Here is a 7,754-nt window from a genome sequence, read left to right as displayed (position 1 = left end):
CCCCCCCCCCCCCCCCCCCCCCCCCCCCCCCCCCCCCCCCCCCCCCCCCCCCCCCTCGGTCGGACCGGCAACAGCCGGTCCGATCCCATTCACCGATGCATCCCCAGACCATTGGCAATCTTCCAAATCCGCCAGTGGTCGTGCGGCATATGGCTCTGCACCAGTCCAAAGGGTCGGAACGCGTCATGCACTGCGTTCGAGAACGCGGGCACACCGCCGACATTTGGGCTTTCCCCCACACCCTTTGCGCCAATCGGATGGTGCGGGGACGGGGTCACCGTATGGTCGGTAGTATAGTTCGGCGTCTCCCACGCGGTCGGCAGGAAGAAGTCCATCAGCGTACCGGTTTTCACATTGCCCATGTCATCATAGGCAATCTCCTGACCCATCGCGATGGCCAACGCCTCGGTCACACCGCCATGGACCTGACCCTCGATGATCATCGGGTTGATCCGGGTGCCGCAGTCATCCAGCGCATAAAACTGCCGGACTTCCCATTCACCAGTATCCACGTCAATCTCCATGACACAGATATAGGCCCCGAACGGATAAGTCATATTGGGCGGGTCATAGTAACTGACGGCCTCCAGACCCGGCTCCAACCCGGGAATGGCCTGATTATAGGCGGCGAATGCGATTTCCTTCATGGTCTTGAACCGCTCAGGCGCGCCTTTGACAGCGAAGCGATCCACGTCCCATTCGACATCGTTGTCGTGCACCTCCAGCAGATAGGCCGCGATCATCTGGGCTTTTGCCCGAATTTTGCGGGCCGCCATTGCTGTGGCCGCGCCAGCGACCGGAGTAGACCGGGACCCATAAGTCCCAAGCCCGTAAGGTGCGGTATCCGTGTCACCCTCTTCCAGCGTGATGTCATCGGCGGGCAGGCCGATTTCACTGGCGATGATCTGGGCAAAGGTTGTGGCATGGCCCTGGCCTTGGCTGATCGTTCCAAGCCGCGCAATCGCTGATCCGGTCGGATGAATGCGAATCTCGCAGCTGTCGAACATCCCCAGCCCGAGGATATCGCAGTTCTTCACCGGTCCGGCCCCGACGATTTCCGTGAAATGTGTCAGACCAATGCCCAGCAGCTTGCGCGTTTTTCCTTCCTTGAAATCCGCAATCCGCTGTGCCTGTTCCGCCCGCAGACCCTCATAGTTCACAGCCTTCAGCGCTTTGTCCCAGGCCGTGTGATAATCGCCCGAGTCATATTCCCAGCCCAGCGCGGATTGATAGGGGAACTGATCTGCCTTGATGAAGTTGATCCGACGCAACTCGGCCGCGTCCATGTTCAGCTTGATGGCCAGAACCTCGATCATGCGTTCGATGAAATAGGCAGCTTCGGTCACGCGGAAGGAACAGCGATAGGCCACACCGCCCGGCGCCTTGTTGGTATAGACACCATCCACTGCCAGATAGGCAGTCGGGATGTCATAAGACCCGGTGCAGATATTCATGAACCCGGCAGGGAATTTGGTCGGGTCGGCACACGCGTCGAAACCGCCGTGATCCGCCGTGGTATGACACCACAATCCAGTGATCTTTCCATCTTTGGTGGCGGCAATCTTCCCCTGCATCCAGTAGTCACGGGCAAAGGCAGTGGACATCAGGTTTTCCATCCGGTCCTCGACCCATTTCACCGGTTTGCCGGTAACTATCGAGGCCACCACCGAGCACACATAGCCTGCGTAGGCCCCCACCTTGTTGCCAAACCCACCACCGATATCGGGGCTGATCACGCGGATATTGTGCTCGGCCAGCCCCGAAATCAGCGACACTACTGTCCGGATTGCATGAGGGGCCTGGAACGTTCCGTAGAGCGTCAGCTTGCCGGTCACCTTGTCCATCGACGCCACGCAACCGCAGGTCTCAAGCGGGCACGGATGAGTGCGGTGGTAATAGATCATCTCTTCGGCGACCACGTCTGCCTCGGCCAGCACAGCTTCGGTCGCGTCCTTGTCGCCCTGTTCCCACGTGAAGATGTGGTTGTGATGCTTACGCGGCCCATGTGCGCCTTCGGTCTGACCTTCCAGATCTTCGCGGAGCACCACGTCCGACTTCAACGATTCGAACGGGTCCGTGATAACTGGAAGCTCTTCGTATTCGACCTCGACCAGTTCAACGGCATCCGCCGCGACATAGCGGTCTTCGGCCACGACATAGGCAACTTCCTGGCCCTGGAACAGCACCTTGCCATCGGCAAGCACCATCTGCTTGTCACCGGCCAGTGTCGGCATCCAATGCAAACCCAAAGGCGACAGGTCTTCGGCGGTCAAAACGGCGATCACGCCGGGCAGTGCCAAGGCCGCCTCTTTGTTCACGCTGACGACGCGGGCATGAGCGTAAGGAGATCGCACAAAATCACCAAACAGCATCCCGTCCAGCTTGATGTCATCGACGTAATTACCCTTGCCCTGGGTGAAACGCACGTCCTCGACGCGCTTTCGGGCGCAGCCCATACCTTTGAGGTTGGCTGCGCGTTCTTCGGGGGTCAGAGTCTGGTCGTTCATTCCGCGGCCTCCTTCTGTGCATGGAGCAAGTCAGCCGAAGCCGAGATCGCCTTGACGATATTCTGGTATCCTGTGCAGCGGCATAGGTTTCCGGCCATACCGAAACGGATTTCCTCCTCGGTCGGGTTCGGATTCTCCAGCAACAGACGATGCGCCCGGGTGATCATGCCCGGCGTGCAGAACCCACATTGCAGCCCGTGATGTTCACGAAACATTTCCTGCAACACTCCAAGGCTGCCATCATCATTGGTCAGGCCTTCAACGGTTGTGATCTCAGCACCGTTTACCTGCGCTACAAAGGCGGTGCAGGATTTGACCGACTTGCCGTCGATATCCACGGTGCAGGCACCGCAATGGCTGGTTTCACAACCGATATGTGGACCGGTGATTTTCAGGTCTTCCCGCAGGAAGTGGATCAGCAGCGTACGTGGCTCGGCCAGACCTTCTACCTGCTTGCCGTTTACGGTCAGTTTGACATGCATTTTAGACATTGGTTCCCTCCCCCTCAGCCCGCGCGGCTTTGAGCATGGTCGATGGCGCGGCGCAGCACCACGGCGGCCACGTGTTTCTTGAATTCGACGGGGCCGCGGTTGTCAGCGACCGGATCGATCGCGTCTAGCATTGCGGCAACGCACCCTTCGACATCGCCACCGGCCAGCGCCGTGCTGGCCTCATCCGACCAGATGGGCGTGTCGGCCAGATTGGTCATCGCAACAGAGGCATGACCGTTGCCAACCATCACAGCCGCGGCGGCGGTCGCATAATCCCCTATCTTGCGCTTTTGCTTTTTATAGGCCTGCCCCACGCCCGTACCCGGTACAGGGATCGAAATCCGGGTCAGGATTTCTTCATCTTCGCGGGCGGTAAAATACGCGGCCTCATAAAAATCACGCGCGGCAACTGTCCGCTTCCCGTCCGGGCCGGACAACTCGAACGAGGCGTTCAAGCACTGCATCAGCCCCGGCATGTCATTGCCCGGGTCACCATTGGCCACATTGCCACCGACAGTACCCATGTAGCGCACTTGCGGATCCGCAATCTGAAGAGCCGCCTCGCGGATCAGCGGAATGGCACCGGCCAGATCCCCATGGGTGATCAGCTCGTGCTGCGTGACCATCGCACCCAAAGTAACGGTGTCAGGCCCGACCTCAATCCCCTTAAGCTCTTCGATGGCCTGAAGATCGACCAGATGACCCATCTCGGCCATGCGAAGCTTCATCATCGGGATCAGGCTATGCCCGCCCGCGATCACGCGCGCCTCGTCCCCGTATTCCTGTAGAATGCCGATGGCCGAGGCAATGTCGCCTGGCCGGTGATACTCAAAGCCGGCTGGTATCATGTTTTTCCTCCCTGGGTCCGGGCGATATGCCTTGAGGGACCTGAGGTAAGGAAAGAACGGCGGATTTAACTGATCCAGTTAAGGAAAACGGAGCGCGCGGCTTGTTTCACGAAATGCGAAAGAACTGCACGAGTTGCGCCTACAATCCCAGTGCTTCGCGAATATCCGTCAGGCGGGACCGGCTGACCGGCACCTTGCTCAGCGCGTCAACGCCATCGAAATAGCAGGTGCCATTGTCCTTGTGACGTTCAAAGCGCGAGACGTGTTTCGGGTTCACCAGATAGCTACGATGCGCCCGCAGGAAGCCTTCGGGCAAAAGTCGCGTTTCCGCATCCGTGATCGACCAGGGGCAGAACAGTTTCTCTGCATCCATATAGAGAACCGTATAATGCCCCTCGGCCCGAATGGCGGCGATCCGCGCGGGATGCGCAAAAAAAGTCTGGCCTTCGCGCTCATACGGAACACCAGCGCGCATTGGGGCGGGTTCCGACACAGGTCCCGAGGCAGGTGCAGCCACGGGCTTTGGTTCTATGAACGTGATACCGGTCAATAGGAAAGCGCCACAGATCAGGAAAACGGATACCGTCACCCCCATTGCCAAAACCTGATTATCCAGCGCTGGACCCGCCCCGCCGAGGCTGTCGCTCGCGACGAAATCAGTCAGGCCCGTGGCAACAAAATGCATTGTGAACACCGCCAGTCCGAAACAAACCGTGCCAAGCAGGATGTTCCGTTGTGTCCGGTTGCCATAAGCCACCCAAATTGCAGCCACCGACAAGATTACTGATGCCAGTGCTGACAGAGCAACATCGAAAATGTCATAGACAGGGCGGCAAAGCTGCATACCAGCCATCCCGACAAAGTGCATCGCGACGATGCCCAGCCCGACAATCACACCAGATCCGATCATCGTCTGAACCGAGCGAGGCCGGAAATGCAGCAGCAGCAACGCCAGCCCGACCATCAGGATCGCGACCAGTGCCGACATCAGAGTGATCAGGGCATCATAGTAAAACAGAATTGGCAGTTGCAGCCCCAGCATCGCCACGAAATGCATCGACCAGATGCCGCCGCCCAGAATGACAGCGGCCAATGCCACCACGAACTTGCGCCGCTGGCTATCCAGCCTTGACGCGCCGTGCGTCAGGTACAGACCCGTGAACCCGGCCATGAGCGCCACGGCAAGCGAAGCCACCACCAACCAAGTGTTGTGAGAGTAGTCCAGCATTTGGATTTGAACGCCCTCCCCGACGCGAGGATGACGTTAGCAAACCGAATTGATTGCGACAATTCACAGTTAGCAACAGCAGGGCTCAGACCTGTTTCTGAGCCTCTGCGTCGTCCGCCACCTCTACAGCATCCACTGAGACTTCAACCACATCATCGTCTTCCGCAGGCTCGACTGTTTCGGGTTCTTCGGTCTGGCTCTCAAGTGCACCGACGATCAGGGGCAGCATGTGAACCCCGGTCGCTGTTGCAATCTCGGGTGTCTGTGGCGTTTGCCAACTGAGCGTATCGAAGCTGTGGCAGTTCTGACAAACAGGTCCCCATTCGGGTTGAATGTCATGACAGTTGTCGCACACCCATTGCGGGCCGCGCGGCGCGTTCAGTGCCTTGGCAAGCCAACCTTGGACAACGGCGTCGGTGGCACCCTCGCCGCGTTCAATGGCGGCCATCAATGTATAGGCGCGCGCGTCACCCCGTTTTTCCACGACATCACCCAGGGCACGGCGGGCTTCGGGGAAGTCTTCGGCCACAATGTTCAGTTCGGCCAGGATTAGACGGGTTTCCAGATTTTCGGGATGGGTGCGTGTCAGCGCCGTAAAACGCCTGACCCGTTGTTCCGGGGTTTCATCCGGCGCGATCTCGGCAAAGGCATGGGCCAGATCCGGATGTGGACGAACTTCCCACGCTTTTTTCAGGATTTTGGTCGCTGCCCGGGACTTGCCCTTGGCGATATACGCTCGGGCCGCCATGGCGGCGGCAGGCACCAGGTCGGGCGACAGGCGATTGGCTTCGATCGCGCGCTCCTGTTGCTCGACAGTCGCGCCTTCATCCAGGATTCCCTTGGCTTCGGACAGCGCCAGAACCGCATCGCGGCGTTTGAATACGTCGCGCGGCAGATACCCGGCTTTCAACTTGGAAGTCAGCGTCGACCGGGCACCAGCCCAATCCTGCGCCTTGGTCTGCAATTTCAGCAGTACGTCCTGTGTCTCTTCGTGGCGCGGTTTGATGGCCAGCGCCTTTTCGGCCAGCTTGCGGGCGGTTTCATCATCTCCCTCGGCCAGCTTTTGTTTCATGATACCGCGCACACCGACAAACCGGGTCGCACTGTTTGTCACCAGTTTCTTGTAGGTGTCCGAAGCTTTCTTGGTGTCACCCGTCATCTCGGCAGCTTGGGCCACCAGAAGATCCGTCAGTTCCGGCTTGTTCAACAGCTTTTCGGCTTTACTGGCCTTGGTCATGGCAATGCGCCCCTCGCCCGAGGCCAAAGCCATCAACCCATCGGCCAGCGCCTGATAGCCGCGCTGTTCCCGGCTGCGGTCGAAATACCGCGACAGGGCGGTTTCGTCGCCGTTGAGGAATTTGAGCGTCGCAACCAACAGACTAAGCAGTTTGAAGAACAGCCAGACCGCAAATACCAGAACACCCAGCGCAATCACCGACTGAAGCGGCCCAAGGGTGAATTCCGTGCCCGCGACGGTGATCTGCACCCCACCGCTGGTTTGCATCAGGAAGTGACCGCCCAGCGCCAGCAGGCCGATAATCGCAACAAAAACGAGGATCTTAAACAATGACCACAGCATGGCAGGTCCTTCAGTTCGAGTTCAGGCTGGAAGCCAGCGTATTCACGGCGTCAATGGCGGAGGCTCGTGTCCCGGCCGCCTGCTCCCAATCGGCCATCGCAGCCTGCGCCACTTCGGGAAGTGATTTCAGTTCATTCAACGCTCTGGTCAGGTCGCCATTCGCAAGCTCAGCCTGCGCACGCGACAGAACAGCGTCTGGACCATCACCTTGCTGAGGCGTGACGGAACGGGCACCCGTTTGACGTTGCAGGAAGGCGACCAAACCCGTTCCTTTGTCGGCCTCGCGCGCCTCGGCCAATGCATTTCGCGCCGCAGGCTCGAACGACGCCCGTAGCGCGGTCAGAGTTTCCACGCCTTTTTCCGACGGGCCGGACAGGGCGTCCGGTACATTCACACCGCCTGCCTTCAGTTCAGCAACCAGTTCCGAAAAAGGCTGGCCGGTGTCCAGCTGTCCACGCAGACGCGCCAGAATGGCAGCATTCATTGCAGCTTGTGCATCTGCCGAGGCTTTCGCTTCGAGAGCCTGAGCGTCCGAAACCATTTTTTCGACTTCAGCCCGTTGCGCCGCCAGCGAGTCCTGAAGTTTCTTCAGTTCCGCCTCAAACGCGGCGGTTGCCTCGGGCGAGGCAGTGGAGGCGATCGGGGCTTTTTCCAGCGCAGCGACCCGGTCCGTCAATGGCGCGACCTGACCGGACAGCGCATCAACCGAGGATTTTACCGTGCCGAGGTCGCTCTCAACCGGTGTCAGCTTGTCCGACAACGTTTTGACCTGATCTGCCAGTCCAGACACATCAGGGCTGTTTGCAAGCGCCTGTGACAGCTTGGCGATCTGGTCCGACTGTTCTGTTAGCTTTGCTTCCAGCTCTGCCAGCGCTCCCGAGTTGTCCGGGCCGGTTGGCAACAGCCCTCCATTGCCCAGCGCGAAACCTGCAACGGCGGCCAGCGCCCCACCCAACAGGGCCGGAACGAAACCGCCGCGTTTTTCAACTACGCGTTCGACGGTCTTTTCAGCGACCGGGGCTTCGGCTTCGGCTTCGGCTTCGGCTTCGGCTTCGGCTTCGGCTTCGGCTTCGGCTTCGGCTTCGGCTTCGGCTTCGGCTT

6 protein-coding genes are annotated in these 7,754 nt (G+C 59.4%); all 6 read right to left on the bottom strand.

The features are described 5' to 3' along the window. Positions 1 to 89: 89 nt before the first annotated feature. Positions 90 to 2,507: an aerobic carbon-monoxide dehydrogenase large subunit gene (locus AC2FLU_RS14225; protein ID WP_496714604.1), complete on the bottom strand. Its 2,418-nt coding sequence runs from the start codon at positions 2,505 to 2,507 to the stop codon at positions 90 to 92. After that, a complete protein-coding gene (locus AC2FLU_RS14220) occupies positions 2,504 to 2,998 on the bottom strand; it encodes a (2Fe-2S)-binding protein (protein ID WP_496714603.1) in 495 nt (164 codons plus the stop codon). The genes AC2FLU_RS14225 and AC2FLU_RS14220 overlap by 4 nt, the downstream gene beginning before the upstream one ends. A gap of 14 nt (positions 2,999 to 3,012) precedes the next feature. Beyond that, positions 3,013 to 3,846: an FAD binding domain-containing protein gene (locus tag AC2FLU_RS14215; RefSeq protein ID WP_496808111.1), complete on the bottom strand. Its 834-nt coding sequence runs from the start codon at positions 3,844 to 3,846 to the stop codon at positions 3,013 to 3,015. 139 nt (positions 3,847 to 3,985) lie between these two features. Next, positions 3,986 to 5,074 carry an MHYT domain-containing protein gene (locus AC2FLU_RS14210; protein WP_480519522.1) on the bottom strand — a complete coding sequence of 363 codons (1,089 nt, stop codon included), beginning with the start codon at positions 5,072 to 5,074 and terminating at the stop codon, positions 3,986 to 3,988. An 85-nt stretch (positions 5,075 to 5,159) separates the two neighbouring features. Further along, complete coding sequence (locus AC2FLU_RS14205) at positions 5,160 to 6,653, bottom strand: heme biosynthesis protein HemY (protein ID WP_480519520.1); 1,494 nt, start codon at positions 6,651 to 6,653, stop codon at positions 5,160 to 5,162. 10 nt (positions 6,654 to 6,663) lie between these two features. Next, on the bottom strand, positions 6,664 to 7,754 hold a 1,091-nt coding region (locus AC2FLU_RS14200; protein ID WP_496808110.1), incomplete at its 5' end, for a COG4223 family protein.

The organism is Ruegeria sp. SAZD013 (assembly GCF_059612525.1).
The sequence above is the reverse complement of the archived record's forward strand: the minus strand, read 5'-3'. Positions and strand labels throughout refer to the sequence as shown.

What these genes read in the sequence shown, in the direction of transcription:
- AC2FLU_RS14225 (WP_496714604.1), bottom strand. Translation starts at nt 2,507, where the DNA reads ATGAACGACCAGACTCTGACCCCCGAAGAACGCGCAGCCAACCTCAAA.
- AC2FLU_RS14220 (WP_496714603.1), bottom strand. Translation starts at nt 2,998, where the DNA reads ATGTCTAAAATGCATGTCAAACTGACCGTAAACGGCAAGCAGGTAGAA.
- AC2FLU_RS14215 (WP_496808111.1), bottom strand. Translation starts at nt 3,846, where the DNA reads ATGATACCAGCCGGCTTTGAGTATCACCGGCCAGGCGACATTGCCTCG.
- AC2FLU_RS14210 (WP_480519522.1), bottom strand. Translation starts at nt 5,074, where the DNA reads ATGCTGGACTACTCTCACAACACTTGGTTGGTGGTGGCTTCGCTTGCC.
- AC2FLU_RS14205 (WP_480519520.1), bottom strand. Translation starts at nt 6,653, where the DNA reads ATGCTGTGGTCATTGTTTAAGATCCTCGTTTTTGTTGCGATTATCGGC.